This window comes from Paracoccus lichenicola (assembly GCF_009708075.1).
Classification (GTDB): Bacteria; Pseudomonadota; Alphaproteobacteria; order Rhodobacterales; family Rhodobacteraceae; genus Paracoccus; species Paracoccus lichenicola.
Map to the genome: position 1 here is coordinate 126,544 of NZ_WMBT01000006.1, position 19,745 is coordinate 146,288.

18 protein-coding genes are annotated in these 19,745 nt (G+C 68.7%); 13 read left to right on the top strand and 5 right to left on the bottom strand.

Annotated features, from left to right (window positions below; genetic code table 11):
• Window positions 1–13: 13 nt before the first annotated feature.
• A complete protein-coding gene (locus GIY56_RS11735; protein WP_154765035.1) occupies window positions 14–3,466 on the bottom strand; it encodes a chromosome segregation SMC family protein in 3,453 nt (1,150 codons plus the stop codon).
• Between the two features lie 131 nt (window positions 3,467–3,597).
• Here GIY56_RS11735 and GIY56_RS11740 point away from each other — a divergent pair, with 131 nt between their 5' ends.
• The 3 genes from GIY56_RS11740 to GIY56_RS11750 all read left to right on the top strand — a co-directional run bounded on the left by GIY56_RS11740 (window position 3,598) and on the right by GIY56_RS11750 (window position 5,829).
• The gene (locus GIY56_RS11740; RefSeq protein ID WP_154765036.1) at window positions 3,598–3,972 is read left to right on the top strand and encodes a CidA/LrgA family protein; all 375 of its coding nucleotides are present in this window, start codon (window positions 3,598–3,600) and stop codon (window positions 3,970–3,972) included.
• On the top strand, window positions 3,969–4,685 hold the full coding sequence (locus GIY56_RS11745) for an LrgB family protein (RefSeq protein WP_154765037.1): 717 nt from the start codon (window positions 3,969–3,971) through the stop codon (window positions 4,683–4,685). The genes GIY56_RS11740 and GIY56_RS11745 overlap by 4 nt, the downstream gene beginning before the upstream one ends.
• Before the next feature lie 106 nt (window positions 4,686–4,791).
• Window positions 4,792–5,829 (top strand): glycosyltransferase 61 family protein, encoded by a 1,038-nt coding sequence (locus GIY56_RS11750; RefSeq protein WP_154765038.1) that lies wholly within the window; start codon window positions 4,792–4,794, stop codon window positions 5,827–5,829.
• A gap of 85 nt (window positions 5,830–5,914) precedes the next feature.
• Here GIY56_RS11750 and mog read toward each other — a convergent pair whose 3' ends face one another.
• Together mog and GIY56_RS11760 are read right to left on the bottom strand one after the other, a co-directional pair.
• On the bottom strand, window positions 5,915–6,463 hold the full coding sequence (mog, locus tag GIY56_RS11755; protein ID WP_154765039.1) for a molybdopterin adenylyltransferase: 549 nt from the start codon (window positions 6,461–6,463) through the stop codon (window positions 5,915–5,917).
• A gap of 99 nt (window positions 6,464–6,562) precedes the next feature.
• Window positions 6,563–7,966 carry an argininosuccinate synthase gene (locus tag GIY56_RS11760; RefSeq protein ID WP_328288524.1) on the bottom strand — a complete coding sequence of 468 codons (1,404 nt, stop codon included), beginning with the start codon at window positions 7,964–7,966 and terminating at the stop codon, window positions 6,563–6,565.
• Between GIY56_RS11760 and GIY56_RS11765 the strand changes: the two genes are divergently transcribed.
• The 3 genes from GIY56_RS11765 to GIY56_RS11775 are packed head-to-tail and all read left to right on the top strand — an operon-like array spanning window position 7,926 to window position 11,317.
• Complete coding sequence (locus tag GIY56_RS11765; RefSeq protein WP_154765041.1) at window positions 7,926–8,681, top strand: hypothetical protein; 756 nt, start codon at window positions 7,926–7,928, stop codon at window positions 8,679–8,681. The two genes, GIY56_RS11760 and GIY56_RS11765, sit on opposite strands and share 41 nt — an antisense overlap.
• A 40-nt stretch (window positions 8,682–8,721) precedes the next feature.
• On the top strand, window positions 8,722–9,978 hold the full coding sequence (gene ilvA / locus GIY56_RS11770) for a threonine ammonia-lyase IlvA (RefSeq protein WP_154765042.1): 1,257 nt from the start codon (window positions 8,722–8,724) through the stop codon (window positions 9,976–9,978).
• A gap of 49 nt (window positions 9,979–10,027) precedes the next feature.
• Window positions 10,028–11,317 (top strand): PP2C family protein-serine/threonine phosphatase, encoded by a 1,290-nt coding sequence (locus GIY56_RS11775; RefSeq protein WP_154765043.1) that lies wholly within the window; start codon window positions 10,028–10,030, stop codon window positions 11,315–11,317.
• Here GIY56_RS11775 and GIY56_RS11780 read toward each other — a convergent pair.
• Window positions 11,314–11,757: an NUDIX domain-containing protein gene (locus GIY56_RS11780; protein WP_154765044.1), complete on the bottom strand. Its 444-nt coding sequence runs from the start codon at window positions 11,755–11,757 to the stop codon at window positions 11,314–11,316. The two genes, GIY56_RS11775 and GIY56_RS11780, sit on opposite strands and share 4 nt — an antisense overlap.
• Before the next feature lie 142 nt (window positions 11,758–11,899).
• Here GIY56_RS11780 and hslO point away from each other — a divergent pair, with 142 nt between their 5' ends.
• From hslO to GIY56_RS11810, 6 genes are all read left to right on the top strand, one after another.
• Window positions 11,900–12,913, top strand: coding sequence for an Hsp33 family molecular chaperone HslO (gene hslO / locus GIY56_RS11785; RefSeq protein WP_154765045.1), 1,014 nt, complete (start codon window positions 11,900–11,902; stop codon window positions 12,911–12,913).
• Window positions 12,910–13,503: a CoA pyrophosphatase gene (locus tag GIY56_RS11790; RefSeq protein ID WP_328288525.1), complete on the top strand. Its 594-nt coding sequence runs from the start codon at window positions 12,910–12,912 to the stop codon at window positions 13,501–13,503. Before hslO ends, GIY56_RS11790 begins: the two co-directional genes overlap by 4 nt.
• Window positions 13,500–14,639: a CCA tRNA nucleotidyltransferase gene (locus tag GIY56_RS11795; RefSeq protein ID WP_328288526.1), complete on the top strand. Its 1,140-nt coding sequence runs from the start codon at window positions 13,500–13,502 to the stop codon at window positions 14,637–14,639. The genes GIY56_RS11790 and GIY56_RS11795 overlap by 4 nt, the downstream gene beginning before the upstream one ends.
• Window positions 14,636–16,480, top strand: a complete 1,845-nt coding sequence (locus tag GIY56_RS11800; RefSeq protein WP_154765046.1) for an ABC transporter ATP-binding protein — start codon at window positions 14,636–14,638, stop codon at window positions 16,478–16,480. The genes GIY56_RS11795 and GIY56_RS11800 overlap by 4 nt, the downstream gene beginning before the upstream one ends.
• On the top strand, window positions 16,477–17,700 hold the full coding sequence (locus GIY56_RS11805; protein WP_154765047.1) for a class I SAM-dependent RNA methyltransferase: 1,224 nt from the start codon (window positions 16,477–16,479) through the stop codon (window positions 17,698–17,700). Before GIY56_RS11800 ends, GIY56_RS11805 begins: the two co-directional genes overlap by 4 nt.
• Before the next feature lie 63 nt (window positions 17,701–17,763).
• The gene (locus tag GIY56_RS11810; protein ID WP_154765048.1) at window positions 17,764–18,279 is read left to right on the top strand and encodes a L,D-transpeptidase family protein; all 516 of its coding nucleotides are present in this window, start codon (window positions 17,764–17,766) and stop codon (window positions 18,277–18,279) included.
• 49 nt (window positions 18,280–18,328) lie between these two features.
• Here GIY56_RS11810 and dalA read toward each other — a convergent pair whose 3' ends face one another.
• A complete protein-coding gene (gene dalA, locus GIY56_RS11815) occupies window positions 18,329–18,841 on the bottom strand; it encodes a divisome-associated lipoprotein DalA (protein WP_154765049.1) in 513 nt (170 codons plus the stop codon).
• A 222-nt stretch (window positions 18,842–19,063) separates the two neighbouring features.
• Here dalA and GIY56_RS11820 point away from each other — a divergent pair, with 222 nt between their 5' ends.
• Window positions 19,064–19,726 carry a L,D-transpeptidase gene (locus tag GIY56_RS11820; protein WP_154765050.1) on the top strand — a complete coding sequence of 221 codons (663 nt, stop codon included), beginning with the start codon at window positions 19,064–19,066 and terminating at the stop codon, window positions 19,724–19,726.
• Window positions 19,727–19,745 lie beyond the last annotated feature (19 nt).

Consider the following 19,745-nt stretch of genomic DNA (forward strand, 5'->3'; position numbering starts at 1 on the left):
AGCGCGGCATCCGTCACGCGACCAGAGCCTCGGCGCGTTTCAGATCGACGCTGACCAACTGGCTCACGCCCTGCTCGACCATGGTCACGCCGAACAGCCGGTCCATGCGCGACATGGTGACGGCGTGGTGGGTGATGATCAGGAAGCGCGTGTCGGTGCGCCGCGTCATCTCGTCCAGCAGGTCGCAGAAGCGGCTGACATTGGCGTCGTCCAAGGGCGCGTCCACCTCGTCCAGCACGCAGATGGGCGCGGGGTTGGCCAGGAAGACGGCGAAGATGAGGGCCATGGCGGTCAGGGTCTGCTCGCCCCCCGACAGCAGCGACAGGGTGGACAGCTTCTTGCCCGGCGGCTGGCACAGGATTTCCAGCCCCGCGTCCAGCGGATCGTCGGATTCGACCAGCGCCAGCCGCGCCTCGCCGCCGCCGAACAGGGTGGTGAACAGCGTGGTGAAGTTGGCGTTCACCGCGTCGAAAGCCGCCAGCAGCCGTTCGCGGCCCTCGCGGTTCAGGCTGGCGATGCCCGCGCGCAGCTTGCGGATGGCTTCTTCCAGATCGGCCTTCTCGGCGGCCAGGCGGTCGCGCTCGGCTTCAAGCTGGCGCTTGTCCTCGTCGGCGCGCAGGTTCACGGCGCCAAGCCCGTCGCGCTGCGTGCGCAGCCGGGCGATGCGGTCCTCGAGCGCGGTGGCGGGCGTGTCGGGCAGCGTATCGCCCAGGGATGCCAGCAGGGCCTGAGGCGTCGTCTCGGCTTCGTCCAGGATGCGTGCGCGGGCGGCAGCCTCGGCATTCCGCGCGGCCTCGCCCCGTGCCTCGCGCGTGGCGCGGGTTTCGCGGGCTTCCGATGCGGCGCGCTCGGCCTCTCGCTCGGCATGGGCGGCGGTGCGGGCGGCGTCCTCGGCTGCGGACAGGGCAGCGCGGGCGGCGGACAGCCGGGCCTCGGCATCCGCTTCCCGCGCGCGCAGGCTGGCGCGGCGCTCGGCCAGGGCGGCGGGCTGCGCCTCGGCCCGGGCCAGTTCGTCGATGGCGGCATCGCGGCGGGCGATCAGTTCGGCGGCGCGGCTGCCCGCCTGTTGCAGGCGCTGCCGCCAGCCGGATTCCTCCCTGGCGATCCGGTGCAGGCGCTTGGCGCGGTCGTCGCCCTCGCGCCGCAACTCGTCCAGGGCGGCGCGGCGGGACATGGTGGCGATGCGCGCGGCCTCGACCCCGGTGCGGGCGTGGTCCAGAGCCTCTGCCGCCTGGGACCGGTCGGGCAGATCCGACAGGGCGGCCTGGGCCTGGGCCAGGCGGTCCCGGGCGTCGGCGGCATCCGCCTGGTGGCGGGCCAGTTCCGCGCGGGCCGATTCCGCGCGGCTGCGGATCAGAGACAGGCCGGATTCGGCCCGCGTCAGGGCACGGGCGGCATCCGACAGGTGCCGTTCCGCATCGCGCCGGGCATCACGGGCCGACCTCTCGGCCCCTGCCGCATCGGCCAGGACCGCCCGGGCCGCCTCGTGCGCGTCGATGGCGCTGTCCGCCCGGGCCGATGCCTCGGCTGCCCGGGCCGTGACCTCGGCCAGTTGGTTCACCTGTTGCAGATGCAGCGCGGCGGCGGATGAGGCCTCGCCCGCCACCACCCGCATCCCGTCCCAGCGGACCAGATCGCCTGCGGGCGTGACCAGCCGCTGCCCCGGTTTCAGCGCGCCCTGCATCGAGGCAGCCGTTGCGGCATCGGTCACCAGACCCACCTGCGACAACCGGCGCGCCAGAACGGCGGGACCGGAGACATGCGGGGCCAGGGGGGCCGCGCCTTCGGGCAGGGGCTGCGGATCGTCCCACGCGGCCAGCAGGTGCCAGCCGCCCTCGCCATCCCCCGCCAGCCCCGCCCGCAGGTCGTCGCCGAAAGCCGCGCCGAAGGCCAGTTCGTGTCCCCTGGCGACCGTCACCTGGTCCAGGATCGCCCGGCCGCCGGACTGGTTCCGTTCCACCAGGCGGCGCAGCGCCGCCATCTCGGCGGCAAGCGCGCCGGCTTCGCCCTCGGCCTCGGCGCGGGCGATGCGGGAACGCGCCTCGGCGGCCTCGGTCCCGGCGCGGGCGGCCTCGGCCTGGGCCAGGGCGTCCTCGGCAGCCTCGGCCCGGGCCAGGGCAAGCTCTTGCGCCTGCTCGGCCTCGGCCACGGACTGGAGGGCCGCGGCGCCGGTTTCATCGGCATGGCCGGCACTCGCTCGCGCCTGCGCGGCCGCGCGGTCCGACCGGTCCAGCATGGCGCGCAGGTCCGCCACCAGCCGTTCCGCCGACTGGTGCCGCGCGGCCAGGCGCGCCGTCTCGTCGGTCAGTTCCGCCAGCCGCCTCTCGATCTCGCGCAGGGCCTCGGCGGCCTCGTCAGCAGCATGGGCGGCGGCATCCAGGCGCGCGTCATGCCCCTGCCCGGCTTCCTCCAGTTCGGCCTTTTCCCCGGCCAGCCGCTCCACCACCTCGCCCGCATCGCGGTTCAGCGCCTCCTCGCGCTCAAGGTCGCGGGCAAGCTGGGCGATGCGGGCTTGCAGGTCGGCGATGGCCTGCGCGGCGCGGGCATCGGCGTCGTCCAGGGCCTCGCGTTCGACCATGATGCGCGACAGGATGGCGGCGGCGACCTGTTCCTCCTCGCGCAACTCGGGCAGCGCGGCCTCCGCAGCCTCTCGCCGGGCCGATGCCTCATTCGAGGCCGCCTCGGCCGCAGCGGCATCGCGGACCGCCCCGGCCAGCGCCTCGGCGGCGGCCAGGCGCGCGGCCTCGGCCTCGGACCAGCGGCGATAAAGCAGCGCGCCCTCGGCCAGCCGCAGCGCCGCGCCGATCTCGCGGTATCGCGCGGCGGTGCGGGCCTGGCGGGTCAGCGACACCACCTGCGTGGACAACTGGTCCAGCGTGTCCTCGACCCGGGTCAGGTTCGCCTCGGCCCCGTTCAGCTTCAGTTCCGCCTCGTGGCGGCGCTGGTAAAGCCCGCTGATCCCCGCCGCTTCCTCCAGGATCCGGCGGCGGGACCGCGGCTTGGCGCTGATCAATTCGCTGATCTGCCCTTGCCGCACCAGCGCCGGGCTGTGCGCCCCGGTCGAAGCGTCCGCGAACAGCATCTGCACGTCGCGCGCCCGAACCTCTTTCCCGTTGATCCTGTAGGCCGACCCTGCGTCGCGGGTGATCCGGCGCACGATGTCGAACTGATCGTCGTCGTTGAAGCCCGCAGGCGCCAGCCGGTCGCGGTTGTCCACGGTCAGCACCACCTCGGCCTGGGCGCGGGCGGAGCGGCGGGCGGTGCCCGCGAAGATCACGTCCTCCATCCCCTCGCCGCGCATGGCGGTGGGGCGGTTCTCGCCCATGACCCACCGCAAGGCTTCCAGCAGGTTCGACTTGCCGCAGCCGTTCGGGCCGACCACGCCGGTCAGCCCCTCGCGGATGACCAGGTCGGTCGGGTCCACGAAGCTCTTGAAGCCGTTGAGGCGAAGCCGGTCGAAGCGCAAGCGGGGTTCCTTTTTGTTCTTCCGGGGATTGTCGCATCGCGGGGGTCCGAGTCAACCATATCTGCCCCGGCGCAAGACAGTTTCCACAAGATGCGCATGGTGGGACGGCCAATTCTTGCTAGCATCGGGCCATGATCGTCGCCCTGTCCCTGATTCTGGCCTTCCAGCTTGTCGGAGAGATCCTGTCCCGCGCGCTGGACCTGCCCCTGCCCGGCCCGGTGGTGGGCCTGTGCCTGCTGGTCTTGGCCTGCGTCCTGCGCCCGGCCTTGGCCTGCCGGCTGCGGCCCACGGCCCAGGGGCTTCTGGCGCATCTGTCGCTGTTCTTCGTGCCCGCGGGCGTGGGGGTGGTGGCGCATTGGCCGGTGCTGCGGCAGCACGGGGCGGGCCTGGCCCTGGCGATCATGGGGTCCACCGTGCTGGCCATCGCGGCGGGGGCGCTGGCCTTCCAGGCGGTCGCCCGCTGGACCGGATCGGTCGATCCCGAGGCCTTGAAGGATCGGCCATGACCGATCCCGCGCTGATCTGGTCCTATCTGGCGCAAGGCCCGCTGTTGTGGCTGACGGCGACGCTGGCGGCCTATGTCATCGGCGACGCCCTGTTCCGCGCGACGGGGCGGCAAAGCTGGGCCAACCCGGTGCTGATCGCGGTGATCGGGCTTGCGGTCCTGCTGGGCGCGACCGGCACCGATTACGCCACCTATTTCGAGGGCGCGCAGTTCGTCCACTTCATGCTCGGCCCCGCGACGGTCTGCCTGGCGCTGCCGCTTTACGACAACCTGCCCAGGGTGCGCCGCGCCTTTTGGCCGATGCTGGCGGGGCTTGCCGTGGGATCGGTGGTGGCGATGGTATCCGCCCTGCTGATCGCGCGGGCCTTCGGGATTTCGGGTCCGGTCCTAGCGTCCCTGGCGCCCAAATCCACCACGGCCCCGGTCGCCATCGGCATCGCGGAACGCATCGGCGGCCAGCCGACGCTGACGGCGGCCCTGGTGCTGCTGACGGGGATCTTCGGGGCCATCGTGGTGACGCCGCTTCTGAACGCGTTGCAGGTGCGGGACTGGCGGGCGAGGGGCTTTGCCGTGGGCGTGGCCGCGCACGGGATCGGCACGGCGCGGGCGTTTCAGGTGAACGAGACGGCGGGGGCTTTCTCGGGGATCGGGATGGGACTGAACGCGGTGCTGACGGCGGTGATCGCGCCGTGGGTGGTGGGGTGGTTCGGGTGAGTTGACGACAGGATCACCGGTCTATAGCGTGCCGCCCGGTTCATTCGCGACTGCCTCCCCCGTTGCGGGATGCGGCTGAGCGCATCGAAACTGATGGTGGTTGCTCATGTCCCTGGCACCCTTGGCGTATCGCATCCGAAAGCGTCTTTCCCTTGATGGCACCCTGGCAAGAGCGGCCAGGGAAACGGTCATCGTCGCCGAGGCCGAAAGCGGCATACGCTCGAAGGCGGCCTATCTCCCGGGACAGCTGGATCGCGTGAAGGACGTTCAGCCCGAAACCACGCATCAACTCGAAATGGAAAGAATTTCCGCGACGCCGGTTCATCACGCGGCCACGATGGCCTATCGCCTCAAGAACTGCGCGCTTGTCGGCGGAACGCTGTATTGCGGTGGCGTCGGGCATCAGATGCTGAAGGATCGGCCACCCCTTGTCGGGGCAGTCGATGCCGAGATTGGCCATGCCGCCCTTGTTGGCACACCCGTCAGTGACATTTACTTCGGCCATTTCCTGTGTGACGACTCTGCCACCGTCCTTCTGGCCCAAAATTTCGCGCCCGCCTACCGGCCAGCAAGCCGCCACCATGCAGGCTGGAGCCATCCCGCCGATTATCACAAGATGATGGGCATCAAGCTGACGGATACGGGCAATGCCCGGATAAAAGATGCTTGGATCTTTCAGGACATCGGCATGACCGGGAACCGGCGCCAACGTTTCCGGACGCTGCGCCAGCGCCTTCATGATCTGCCTGCCGCACGCGAAGGGCACGGGGTCTTTCTGGTGCGCGGACGTTCGGGCCACCAGCGGATCTTGCGAAACGAAAATGAGATAGCCGAAGGATTGGCCTCGCGCGGCTTTGAGATCGTGGACCCCGAACGCGAAACCGCCGAGGAGATCGTCCGCAAGCTGTCGGGCGCGCGCGTCGCCATCGGCGTCGAGGGCAGCGGAATGGCACATGCCTTCCTGACCCTGGCTGATGGCGGCGCCATGATGACCATCCAGCCTCCGCACCGATTCAACAACATCTACAAGGAATTCACCGACATGATGGGGATGGGCTACGGTTTCGTGGTCGCGGAAGGTGACCGGCATTGCTTCGAGGCGGATCTGGACGACCTTCTGCGCACCGTCGATCTGCTGACATAGGCTGGCGCGGTTCCGGTCCCGGGCAGTTCGTTGCCCGGCGTCTCCCCGCCACGGGAAGGTGCGAAACCTTCGATCCGCCGCAGCATCAGGGCATTGGTTTGCGCTCGCCCGGCCGAAACGCCTTCACCTTCCTCGCATCCGTCTCCACCCGCGCCGCGCCGATCAGATCCAGACAATAGGGCACCGCCGCGAACACCGCGTTCAGACAGGTCGCGATTGCCGAAGGCTTCCCCGGCAGCGTGATGATCAGCGTCGCGTCCCGAATCACCGCCGTTTGCCGCGACAGGATCGCCGTCGGCACCTCGGCCAGGGAGGCGCGGCGCATTTCCTCTCCGAATCCGGGCAGTTCCTTTTCCGCGACATCGAAAACCGCCTCGGGCGTCTGGTCGCGGGGCGCGGGGCCGGTGCCGCCGGTGACGAGGATCAGGTCCGCGCCGCCCTCGACCAGTTCGCGCAGGGTCGCGGCCACGCCCTCGCGGCCGTCGGGGACGATCACGCGGGTGATCTCCATGGGCGATGTCACCACGCCCTTCAGCCAGCTTTCCGCGCCGGGGCCGCCCTTGTCCTCGTATTCGCCGCGCGCGGCGCGGTCGCTGACGGTGAGAATGGCAATGCGGGCGGGGCGGTCGGTCATGGCGGGGGCCTTTCGCTGGTCCGGGCCACTGTGGGTCAGCAAACGCCAAAAGAAAAGGCCGCGGGGGTGCCGCGGCCCTTCCGATGCGTCAGGGGGCGGTCACTTCACCCGCGCGTTCCGGTTCGCCACCAGCTTCAGGCGCAGCGCGTTCAGCTTGATGAAGCCCGCCGCGTCCTTCTGGTCATAAGCGCCCGCGTCATCCTCGAAGGTCACATGCGCCTCGCTGTAAAGCGACCGGTCCGACCAGCGGCCGACGCAGGTGGCAAGGCCCTTGTAGAGCTTCAGCCGCACGGTGCCCGAGACATGCTCCTGCGACTTGTCGATCAGCGCCTGCAGCATCTCGCGTTCCGGGCTGAACCAGAAGCCGTTGTAGATCAGTTCCGCATAGCGCGGCATCAGGCTGTCCTTGAGGTGGCCCGAGCCGCTGTCCAGCGTGATCTGCTCGATCCCCCGGTGCGCTTCCAGCAGGATCGTGCCGCCCGGCGTTTCGTAGATGCCGCGCGACTTCATGCCGACGAAGCGGTTTTCCACGAAATCCAGACGCCCGATGCCGTGGGTGCCGCCCAGTTCGTTCAGCCGGGTCAGGATGGTGGCGGGGGACAGCGCCTCGCCGTTGATCGCGACCGCATCGCCGCGCTCGAAGGTGATCTCCACGAATTCGGGGGTGTCGGGCGCATCCTCGGGGTTCACGGTGCGCTGATAGACATAATCGGGCGCGGGTTCCGCCGGGTTTTCCAGCGCCTTGCCCTCGGATGAGGTGTGCAGCAGGTTCGCGTCCACGCTGAACGGCGCCTCGCCGCGCTTGTCCTTGGCGATGGGGATCTGGTTCTGTTCGGCAAATTCGATCAGCTTCGTGCGGCTGGTCAGATCCCACAGCCGCCAGGGCGCGATGACCTTGATCGACGGGTCCAGCGCATAGGCCGACAGCTCGAACCGCACCTGGTCGTTGCCCTTGCCGGTCGCGCCATGAGCCACCGCATCGGCGCCGTGCTGGTGCGCCAGTTCCACCAGCCGCTTCGAGATCAGCGGGCGCGCGATGGAGGTGCCCAGCAGGTAGAGGCCTTCATAGACCGCGTTGGCGCGGAACATCGGGAACACGAAGTCGCGCACGAACTCCTCGCGCAGGTCCTCGATGTGGATGTTTTCGGGGGCGATGCCCAGCAGTTCGGCCTTGGCGCGCGCGGGTTCCAGCTCCTCGCCCTGGCCCAGGTCGGCGGTGAAGGTGATGACCTCGCAGCCGTATTCGGTTTGCAGCCACTTGAGGATGATCGAGGTGTCCAGCCCGCCCGAATAGGCAAGGACGACTTTTTTCGGCGCGTCAGACATGCGGTTAACCCTTTGGCGAAGTTTCCGGGGCAATAAGGCAGAAGGCGCGTTGTCACAAGGGTGTGGGAATGGATAGGAACGGCAGGACACGATCCGCGACACGACGCTTGCCTGGCAGGCACATTTTAAGGACGACATGATCATCCTGCGCATTCTCTGGACCGCAGTCCTCACCATCTTCGCCGGGTTTCCCCAAACGCTGCGGGTCTTTGCCCTGCCCAGCCTGATCGGGGCAACTGTCTATGCGGCATGTTTCCTGCTGATCCGACGCGGTGGAACCCTCGTGCCGCCGCAAGCGTATTTCACCATCATCATCGCGGTTCTCGCCTTCTGCGCGGCATGGACCTCGGTGAACTTCCATCGGAAGGTGCTGCTGGGCGAACACTTCGGCTGGGTGCCGCGCCTGCATGTCCGAGAGATGGTCGGCTATGCGGTGATGTTCATCCCGTTCGCCATCATCACATGGGGCCTGCTTCTGGTCGGGGTCCTGCTTGGTTCCAGCCTTTGGGGGCACGTGCCGGTTTGGCAGGTTCAGCTTGGGATGCTGGCCGCCACATTCCCCATCGGCACGCTCGTGCTTCTTCTTTTCGTGCAACTGGTCCCCATCGCGATCGGCAGGCCGATGTCAGGCGTCCTGCGCCAGGCACGATCGCGCTGGACGGTCTTTCTGGGGGTCTCGGTTGCTCTTGTTGCATTCCAGTCCCTGTTCCCCTTGATCGAACGCGCGATGCTGGCGCCGGTTATCGGCAGCGTTGGCCCTGGCAGGAATACCGGGCTGTTTGCTGCGCTTATGGTCTATGCCGTTCTCAAATCGTTGTTAGACTGGGCCTTATGGTTAAGCCTGCTGACTGTCCTGTATGGCCGGATTTCCAGCAGCCATCGTCTGCGCTGAACCCTTGCCAAACGCCCGCTTTCGCGTCATGCGCAGGCGCATGGAAAACCCTGCCCCCTTCGCCGCCCTCGTCCGCAACGCCGAAACCGCGATCCGCGACCTGTTCGAGCCGACGCCGCTCCAGCGCAACGACCACCTGTCGGCCAGGTTCGGGGCGGACATCTGGCTCAAGCGAGAGGATCTGACGCCCGTGCGCTCCTACAAGCTGCGGGGCGCCTTCAACGCCATGCGCAAGCGGGTCACGCCGGGGCAGGCCACCAACGCGCATTTCGTCTGCGCCAGCGCGGGCAACCATGCGCAGGGCGTGGCCTATGCCTGCCGCCATTTCGGCGCCAAGGGCACGATCTTCATGCCGGTGACGACGCCCAAGCAGAAGATCGACAAGACCAAGGTCTTCGGCGGCGACGCCATCGAGATCGTGCTGACGGGCGACTATTTCGACCAGACGCTGGCCGCGTCCCAGGCCTTTGCCGCCGAACACGGCGCGCAGTTCCTGGCCCCCTTCGATTCGGCCGACGTGATCGAAGGCCAGGCCACCGTGGGTCTGGAAATCCTGGAACAGCTGGGCGGCGCGCCCGATCTGGTCGTCCTGCCGGTGGGCGGCGGCGGGCTGTCCGCCGGGATCACGCGCTATTTCCTGGACATGGCGCCCGGCACGCGGTTCGCATTCGCCGAACCCCTGGGCGGGGCCAGCCTGCAGGCGGCCTTGCAGCAAGGCGCCCCCGTCGCCCTGCCTGCCGTGGACAATTTCGTCGATGGCGCAGCGGTGGCCCGCATCGGCACCCTGCCCTTCGAGGCATTGCGCCGCTTTTCCCCCGCGGACGTGCATCTGGCGCCCGAGGACCGGATCTGCATCACCATGTTGCAGATGCTGAACCACGAGGGCGTGGTCCTGGAACCCGCGGGCGCGCTGGCCATCGACGTGCTGGGCGATCTGGGCGACCTGTCCGGCAAGCGCGTGGTCTGCGTCTGTTCGGGCGGCAATTTCGACTTCGAGCGCCTGCCCGAGGTCAAGGAACGCGCGCAACGCTTTGCGGGCGTCAAGAAATACTTCGTCCTGCGCCTGCCCCAGCGCCCCGGCGCGCTGCGCGATTTCCTGGAGCTGCTGGGACCTGACGACGACGTGGCGCGGTTCGAGTATCTGAAAAAATCCGCGCGCAACTTCGGCTCGATCCTGATCGGCATCGAAACGGCGGCGCCGCAGAACCTGACGGCGCTGAAGACGCGGCTGGACCGCGCGGGCTTCGTTTACCGCGACATCACCAACGACGAGATCCTGTCCGAACTGCTGGTCTGAGTTTCCGCGTTTACCGCGCCTTTACCGCCGGGGGGTTATCACCTGGGGCATGAAACGCGCGAATCGCCAGACCTCTCCTTCACCCAAGCCGCCCGCGGCGCGGCTTCTGCGGCGCGTCCTTGTGGTCAGTCACAATGCCGCGCAACGCCGCATCTTCGCCATCCAGTTGCGGCGCGCGCATTACGACGTGCATGAGGCTGCCTCGGTCGAGGAAGCGTTGCACCTGTGCCAGCGGATCGAACCCGACATCGTCCTGTCGGACTGGGTCATGCCGGAACAAACCGGGCTGGATCTGTGCCGCGCCTTCCGGGCCAGCGCGCGCAGCAACTATGGCTATTTCGTGCTGCTGACCTCGGCCCGGGATGCCGAGGATATCTCTCGCGGGCTGGAGGCGGGGGCGGACGATTTCCTGACCAAGCCCGTCATGCAACAGGAACTGCTGGCGCGCCTGGCCGCGGGCGAACGGATCCTGCGGGTCGAGGAGGAACTGCGCGCCAGCAACGCGCAGCTGCGCGCGGCCCTGGACCGGCTGCGCGAAACGCAGGCTGCCATCGACCGCGACCTGCGCGAGGCGCGGAAGTTGCAGCAGGGGCTGGTCAAGGAACGCTCGGGCCGGTTCGGTCCGATCCAGCTGTCGCTGCTGTTGCGCCCGGCGGGCCATATCGGCGGCGACCTGGTGGGCTTTTTCCCGATCGGCGAGGACCGGGTGGGCATCTATGCGCTGGACGTGTCGGGCCACGGGGTCACGGCGGCGCTGCTGACCGCGCAACTGTCGGTGCATCTGTCGGGATCGGCCGACCAGAACGTCGCGCTCCGCGCAGCCCAGACCGGGACCGATGCGGTCAGCCCGGCGGCGCTTGCGCATTTCTTCAACAACATGATGCTCGAGGAGATGGCGACCGACACCTATTACACGATGATCTATGCGGAACTGAACCATGCCACGGGCCGGTTGCGCATGGTCCAGGCGGGCCATCCCCATCCGGTCCTGCAACGCGCCGACGGGTCCGTCCGGCCCCTGGGCAATGGCGGGATGCCGATCGGCGTCTTCGAAAAGCCGGTCTTCGACGAGATCGAGCTGGTGATGGAGCCGGGCGACCGGCTGCTGATCTGTTCGGACGGCATCACCGAGGCGACGAACCCCGCAGGCCGCCTTCTGGGCGATGACGGGGTCGAGGCGATCCTGCGCACCAACGCCTTTCTGGGCGGGCACGTGTTCCTGGAATCCATGGCCTGGTCGGTGTCGGAATACTGCCGGGGCGAACGCCAGGACGACATGTCGGCCGTGCTGATCGAATTCCTGGCCCCGGCCGAGACGGTGCCTCTGCCCGCCCGCTAGATCAGCGACCGGAACCGCGCCAGGAAGGCCCGCGCGCCGGGATCGGCCAGCAGGTCCATCGCGGCCAGGGGGCTGGCCCAATGGGCGCCGTGATGCGGCTCGATCGGGTCGGACAGGCGCAGGACCGGCCGGGCGATCCAGACATGGCACAGCTTTTCGGCGAATCGCCCATGGTCCGGCATGAAGGCAAAGCGGCGATAGGCACCCAGCCGGCGGGCCTGGCCGATGGTCCAGCCGGTTTCCTCCCACACCTCGCGATGCAGGGCGCGCAGGCCGCTCTCGCCCGGGTCGATGCCGCCGCCGGGCAACTGGAACTCGGGTTCCGGCTCGGACTGGCGGGTCAGCAGCAGGCGCCCGTCGCGCACCAGCAACCCGTAGGCGCCCGGCCGCAGGTGATGGCGCCGTCCCGGCTGCGGGGAATCGCAATATCGGCGGATCATGGGGACCTCTGCTGGTTTCCGCCTGTCTAGCGCGGGCCGGGGCGCTGCGGAAGCCGCCCCTTGGGATCGGCGCGGAAGTCCCTATATTGTGCGCGACCTGGCCCGCCCCTGCGGGCCTGCACCGCATTTCAGGATAAGCTGCATGAGCAAGATCAACCAGATCGCGTGGGACGACACGGTGTTGCCGTTCCAGTTGGACCGTTCGGACATTCGCGGACGCGTCGTCCGGCTGGACGGGGTGCTGGACCATATCCTGTCGCGCCACGACTATCCGGCGCCGGTCAGCGCGATGGTGGCGGAACTGGCGCTGCTGGTGGCGCTGATCGGTCCCACCGTCAAGCTGCGCTGGAAGCTGAGCCTGCAGGTGCGCGGCAATGGCGCGATCCGCACGCTGGCCGCCGACTATCTCGCGCCGCAGCAGGACGGCGCGCCCGCCCGGATCCGAGCCTGGGCCAGCTTCGACGAGGGCCGCCTGGACGGCCGCCCGCCTTTCCAGCAGATCGGCGAGGGGTATTTCGCCCTGCTGATCGACCAGGGCGAAGGCTCGCTGCCCTATCAGGGGATCACGCCGCTGGCGGGCGGGTCGCTGTCGGCCTGCGCCCGGATCTATTTCGCGCAATCCGAACAGCTGCCGACCCGGTTCCAGCTGGCCAGCGGCCCTTCCCGCCTGCCGGGCGAAGGCGGCCATTGGCGCGCGGGCGGCATGATGCTGCAAACCCTGCCCGCCACCCCCATGCAAGGCGAAGGCGGCAGCGGCGAAGGCGGGCTGATCGAGGCCGCCGACATCCTGCAGGGCATGGAATCCGAGGATTGGAACCGCGCCAACCTGCTGCTGGATACCGTTGAAACCCTTGAACTGATCGGCCCCTCGGTCGGGCCGACCGACCTGCTGCTGCGCCTGTTCCACGAGGAGGAACCGCGCGTCTTCGACACGCAGCGGGTGGAATTCGGCTGTTCCTGCACGGCGGACCGGGTGCGCGACACCCTGTCGATCTATTCGGCCAAGGACATCGCGCACATGACCACGGACGGGGGCATCGTCACCGCCGATTGCCAGTTCTGCGGCGCGCATTACGAATTCGACCCGCACAGCCTGGGGTTCGAGGCGACGGTCGATGCCGATGGCCAACCCCTGTCCGACAGGGCGGCCGAGTGATCCCGGACTGGTCCGAGGATCGTCTGCGCCAGGCCCTGTCCGTCCAGGCGGGGCCGAGTTCGGATTACGACCTGAACCCGGACGCGGCCCTGCCAGCCGCCCATCTGCGCCCGGCGGGCGTCCTGGCGGCCTTTCACGAGGCCGACGGGCGGCTGCTCCTGACCAAGCGGGCCTCCGGCCTGCGCCATCATCCGGGCCAGATCGCCCTGCCCGGCGGCAAGGTCGATCCCACGGATGCGGACGAAATCGCCGCCGCCCTGCGCGAGGCGCAGGAGGAAGTGGGCCTGGACCCCGCCCAGGTCGATCTGCTGGGCGCCCTGCCCCCGCACCACACCGTCACGGGCTTTGCCGTCACTCCGGTCCTCGGCATCATCCGCGGCCCCTTCCATCCCCGCCCCCAGCCGGGCGAGGTCGAGGAGGCCTTCACCCTGCCCTTCGCCCACATCGCCGATCCGTCCCGCTATCGCGTCGAACGCCGCCGCTGGCGCGAGGGCTGGCGCAGCTATCACGCCGCACCCTTCGGTCCCTATTACCTGTGGGGCGCGACGGCGCGGATCCTGCTGGGACTTGCCGGAAGGATGCAGGCGTGACCCGGCTTCCCGGTCAGGTCATGCGGGATCCCGCCCTGCAATCGGTCTTCGACGCCATCGAGGCGGGCGGGCATCGTGCCTGGCTGGTGGGCGGCGCGGTGCGCAATGCGCTGCTGGGCGAACCCGTGGGCGATCTGGATCTGGCGACCGACGCGCCCCCCGATGCCGTCACGCGGCTGGCCCGGGCGGCGGGGCTGAGACCGGTGCCCACGGGCATCGACCACGGCACGGTCACGGTCGTGGCAGGCGGGCGCGGGTTCGAGGTGACGACCCTGCGTCACGATGTCGAAACCGACGGACGCCGGGCGGTCGTGGCCTTTTCCGATGACCTGGCCCAGGACGCGCGCCGCCGCGATTTCACGATAAACGCGCTTTACGCCGACCGGCACGGCACGGTCATCGACCCGGTGGGCGGACTGGACGACCTGCGCGCCCGCCGCCTGCGCTTTGTGGGCCAACCCGCGCGGCGCATTGCCGAGGATTACCTGCGCATCCTGCGCTTTTTCCGGTTCCTCGCCTGGTATGGCCGCGACGCCGACCCTGCCGCGGTGGCCGCCTGCCGCGAGGGGCGCGACGGGCTGGACCGGATTTCCCGCGAACGCATTGGCCAGGAACTGCGCAAGCTGCTGATGGCCCCCGATCCCGTTCCCGCCGTCCGGCTGATGCGGGACACGGGCGTGCTGGACAAGGTGCTGCCCGATGCCACGCCCGACCGGCTGTTTGCCCTGCCATCCCCTGCCCCCTGGCTGGCGCGTCTGGCCGCGTTATCGCAGGCCGACCTGTCCGATGCCCTGCGCCTGTCGCGCCATGACGCCCGCGACCACCGCGCGCTTGTGACGGCCCTGGCGCAAGATTGGTCCTTCAACCGCATCGCCTATCACCTGCACGGCGATCTGGCCCTTGCCGCAGCCCTTCTGGTCCAGACCGGCCCGTCCGGTCCGCGCGACGGCTGGGCGGATGCGCAGGCCGCCGCCCGCCCCCTGCCGATTTCCGCGGCCGACCTGCAACCGGACCTGCAGGGCGCGGCGTTGGGCCATGGCCTGAAAGCCGCCGAAGATGCGTGGATCGAGGCGGGCTTTGCCCTGCCTGCTCCGGCGTTGATCGACATCGCCCTGCTGGCCGGAGAGACCGCATGACCCTGCACCACCGCCTAGGCGGCCTGATCGACGCCTTCCGCCCGGCGGACGGCCCGCCGCCTGCCACGCTGCTGGCCTTTTTCCGCTGGTGCCTTGCGGGGGCATGGGGCGGGCTTGGCCTTGCTGCCATCGCATCGGCCCTGGGGGGTGTCGCGGATGTCGTGGCCGCCGTCCTGCTGGGGTGGGTGGTGGACGCCATCGCCACCGGCGATCCCGCTGCCTTCTGGGATCAGAACGGCTGGCTGGTCCTGGCCTTCGCAGGCTTTTTCCTTTTGCTGCGGCCGCTGATCTTCGGGTTCTCGACCGCGACCAGCAGCGTCATCATCGGCCCGAACGTGCTGCCCTTGGTGCTGTCGCGGATTCACCGCTGGACCATGGGCCATTCGGTCGCCTTCTTCGATAACGACTTTGCCGGGCGGCTGGCGCAAAAGCAGATGCAGACCGCCCGAGCCGTCACCGATGTGGCGTCGGAAATGGTGAACGTGGTGGCCTTCGCGCTGGCCTCGGTCCTGGGGTCGGCGGCCTTTCTTGTGTCGGTCGATGGCTGGGGGGCCATCGCGCTGATCGTCTGGATGTTGTCCTATCTGGCGCTGATCCGGTTCTTCCTGCCGCGCATTCGGGCGAAATCCGGGGCGCGCGCATCGGCCCGCGCGATGATCACCGGCCAGGTGGTGGACACCATCACCAACATCAAGACCGTCAAGCTGTTCGCCCATGCCGAACACGAGGATCGTGCCGCCCTGGGCGCCATGTCGGGCTTCCGCGACCGCGCCCTGGATTTCGGCGTGGTCAGCAGCACCTTCCGCATGTCGCTGATGGTGATCGCGGGCGTGCTGCCGGTGATCCTGGTCGGCGGGTCGATCATGCTGTGGCGGCAGGGCGCGGCCACGCCGGGCGACGTGGCCGCCGCAGGGGCTATCGCCATGCGCCTGTCCCAGATGACCGGCTGGGTCAGCATGGCCCTGATGGGCGTGTGGGGCAGCGTGGGAGAGGTCGAGGACGGCATGAAGACCCTGTCCCCGCCCCATGCCCTGACCGACGCGTCCGACGCCGTGGCCCTGGACCGCGTGGCGGGGCGCATCGACTTCGACCATGTGGGTTTTGCCTATGGCCGCGACGACGGCGGCCTGCGCGACGTGGACCTGCATGTCCGCGCGGGGGAAAAGGTCGGCATCGTCGGCGCGTCGGGGGCGGGCAAGTCCACGATGGTGGCTTTGCTGCTGCGGCTTTACGACGTGGAAAAAGGCGCGATCCGCATCGACGGACAGGATCTGCGCCATGTCACCCAGGAAAGCCTGCGCCGCAATATCGGCATGGTCACGCAGGAAACCGCGATGTTCAACCGGTCCGCGCGCGACAACATCCTGTATGGCCGTCCCGGCGCGTCACAGGCGGACATCGAGGCTGCGGCCCGCGCCGCCGAGGCGCATGACTTCATCCTGACCCTGCAGGATCACCAGGGCCGCAAGGGATACGACGCGCATCTGGGGGAACGCGGGGTCAAGCTGTCGGGCGGGCAGCGCCAGCGGATCGCCCTGGCCCGCGCCTTCCTCAAGGACGCGCCGATCCTGGTCCTGGACGAGGCGACGAGCGCATTGGACAGCGAGGTCGAGGCCCAGGTCCAGGACGCCCTGGTCCGCGCGATGAAGGGCAAGACGGTGCTGGCCATCGCGCACCGCCTGTCCACCATCGCCGAACTGGACCGGATCGTCGTCATGAACGAAGGCCGGATCGTGGAACAGGGCAGCCACGGGCAGTTGCTGGCGCGCGGCGGGCTTTATGCGCGATACTGGAACCGCCAGTCGGGCGGCTTCCTGGGGACCGAGGAAGCGGCGGAATGACCCTGTGGCATGTCGAATGCCTGGGCCGGCGCGGCGACGGCGTGGCCGTGGGTGACGCGGGCCGCGCCCTGGCCCCCCTGACCCTGCCGGGAGAGGCGGTCGAGGGCGAGGCCAAAGGGGGCCGCATCGCCACGCCGCGCATCGTCACGCCCTCGCCCGACCGGGTGCGCCCTGTCTGCGCGCATTACCGCGCCTGCGGGGGCTGTTCGCTGATGCACGCCAGCGAAGGCTTCACGACCGAATGGAAGCGGCAGGTGGTCGAGACCGCCCTGGCCGCGCGCAGGCTGCCCGCGCCGATCACGGGCGTGCATGTCTCGCCGCCCTTGTCGCGGCGGCGGGCGGTGCTGTCCGGGAAACGCACGAAGAAGGGCGCGCTGGTGGGTTTTCATGCCCGGGCGTCCGACGTGATCGTGGATCTGGCCGAATGCCACGTCATGCGTCCCCAGATCACCGCCGCCCTGCCCCTGCTGCGGCGGATCACCGTGGCGGGCGCCTCGCGCGGCGGCGAATTGGCGATGACCGTGATCCATGGTCCCGCCGGTCTGGATCTGACCGTCACCGGCGGCAAGCCGATGGATCCGGCGCTGTTCCAGACCCTTGCCGCCCTGGCGGACGAGGGCGACCTGGCGCGACTGACTTGGGACAACCAGTCGATCACCCGCCGCCCGCCCGCCCTGCCCATGGGCCGGGCGCGGGTGGTGCCCCCGCCGGGCGGGTTCCTGCAAGCCACGGCGGAAGGCGAGGCCGCGCTGCTGTCCGCGGTGCGCGATGTCACGGCGGGCGCGTCACGCATCGTCGATCTGTTCGCGGGCTGCGGGACGTTTTCGCTGCCCCTGGCCGAATCCGCATCGGTCCATGCGGTCGAAGGCCTGGCGGCCCCCCTGGCCGCCCTGGATGTGGGCTGGCGCGGCGCTCCCGGCCTGAACCGCGTCACGACCGAGATTCGCGACCTCGCCCGCAGGCCCCTGCTGGCGGACGAACTGAACCGTTTTGACGCAATCGTGATCGACCCGCCTCGTGCCGGGGCCGAGGCGCAAGCCCGTGAAATCGCGGCCTCGAGGGTCGGCAAGGTGGCCTTCGTGGCCTGCGATCCGGTCAATTTCTCAAGGGATGCGCAGCTTCTTGCCGAAGGCGGATTCGCGCTGGCCCGGCTGTCGGTGGTCGATCAGTTCCGGTGGTCGCCGCATGTCGAGACGGTGGCGGAATTCGTCAGAACCTAGTCAGATCACGCTGGCTTGTGATATGAAACCCCCATAAAAAACCAGAAACGTCCAGAGGCAGTGATGTTCAAGCCAACGCGCCGCGCCGTCGCATTTTCGATGCTCGCCTTTCTGGCGGCATGTGGCAAACCCCCCAGCAAGTTCAAGGCCTATAACGGCCCCGCCGTGACCCAGGTCGTCGTGAACAAGGGCGACCGCAAGATGTATCTTCTGCACGGGACGACCGTGCTGAAATCCTATGACGTGGGCCTGGGCAACGTGCCCGTGGGCCACAAGCAGTTCGAGGGCGATGGCAAGACGCCCGAGGGCGTTTATTTCATCGACCGCTTCAACCCGCGCAGCCGTTATCACCTGTCGGTGGGCGTGTCCTATCCGAACGAACACGACGCGGCCCTGGCCAACGCCCTGGGCCGGCACGCGGGCGGCGACATCTTCATCCATGGCCGCGGCCCGGACGGCAACCGCTTCGCCCAGAAGAACCGCGACTGGACCGCAGGCTGCATCGCCGTCAAGGACGAGGAGATCGAGGAGGTGTACGCGATGCTGCGCCCCGGCGTGCCGATCGTCATCAACCCCTGATCCCCGAACGAACAAGGCCCCGGTTCCTCCGGGGCCTTTGCCTTTCGCCTCAGCTGCCCGTCAGCAGCGTCCACCAGACCTTGCCCGAGGGTTCCTGGTACCAGGCAAAGCCCAGGTTCGTCGCCGCCGGATCCATGATCACGTCGCGGGTGTCGCGCGTGCCCATCCAGGCGCTCAGCGTCTGCATGTCGTTCTCGTAGGATTCCGAGATGTTCTCGCCCGCCACGGTGCCGAAGTAACCCGCCCGGCGCGCCCGGTCCAAGGGCGAGGATCCGTCCGATCCCCAGTGCCAGGCCCGGTTCTGCGCCGACATGTCGCGCGAATGGGCCAGCGCCGCCGCCGACAGTTGCGGGTTCAGCGTCAAGGGCGGGGCCGCGATGTTTCCCCGCAACGTGTTGATTTGCTGCAACACCCGGATCGGAATCTGCTGTTCCTCGGCCGCGCTGATCTGGCGGCCCGTCGGCATCGACTGGCCATCGGCCGCGACGGGCGGCAGGCTGCGCGGCTGGCAGGCGGCCAGCGCCACCAGCGACAGCGTCGCGATCAGCTTGAAATTCGGCATGTTTTCGCCATCCCTCGTGTTTCTTGGCCCCAGATTTACCGAAGGACGGCAAGACGATCAAACCCAAGAATCCGTGAAGGGCGCGGGTTGTGGCAAGATCGCCGCTGACACGGGTTTGAATTGCCGGAATCGCTGCCCGCGCGTATAGGAATCCCTTACCGCATGAGGCGCAGTGATCAAGGCCGTCCCCAAGAACGGCCATCCGTCAAAGGACATTCGACGATGAGCAAGTCATCCCCCATCAACCGCCGGACCTTTCTGGGTTCGGCCGCAGCACTCGGCGCCGCCGGTCTGGCGATGCCGTCCTTGGCGCAGCAATACGACCCCTATACGGGCCAGCCGATCTATGGCGCGGCGCCCGGCGCCGTCCCGGGCGCAACCCCCGACGCGGGGGCGGTGCAATACGATCCGAACGCCGACAGCCGCCACAACATCTCGTCCTTCTCGGCGCAAAGCTGGCAGGGGCATTTCGAGAACCTGACCAACGGCGCGATCCTGTGCGACCTGACCTCGCGCGCGGTGCATTTCTGGTCCGAGGATGGCGCGACCTACCGGGTCTATCCCTCGTCCATCCCGGTCAGTTCCGAACTGACCCGCACCGGCCGGACCGAGATCATCAAGAAAGTCGAGGGTCCCAGCTGGTCGCCCACGCCCGAGATGAAGGTCCGCAACCCCGACTGGCCGGACTTCGTGGGCCCCGGTCCCGACAACCCCCTGGGCACCCATGCGCTGTGGCTGTCCTGGCAATATTACCGCATCCACGGCACCCACGACACGCGCAAGATCGGGCGCAAGTCGTCGAACGGCTGCATCGGGCTTTACAACGAGCATATCAAGGAACTGTATGGCCTGACCAAGATCGGCACGCAGGTCCTGGTGATCTGAAAAAGGGGGCCTCGGCCCC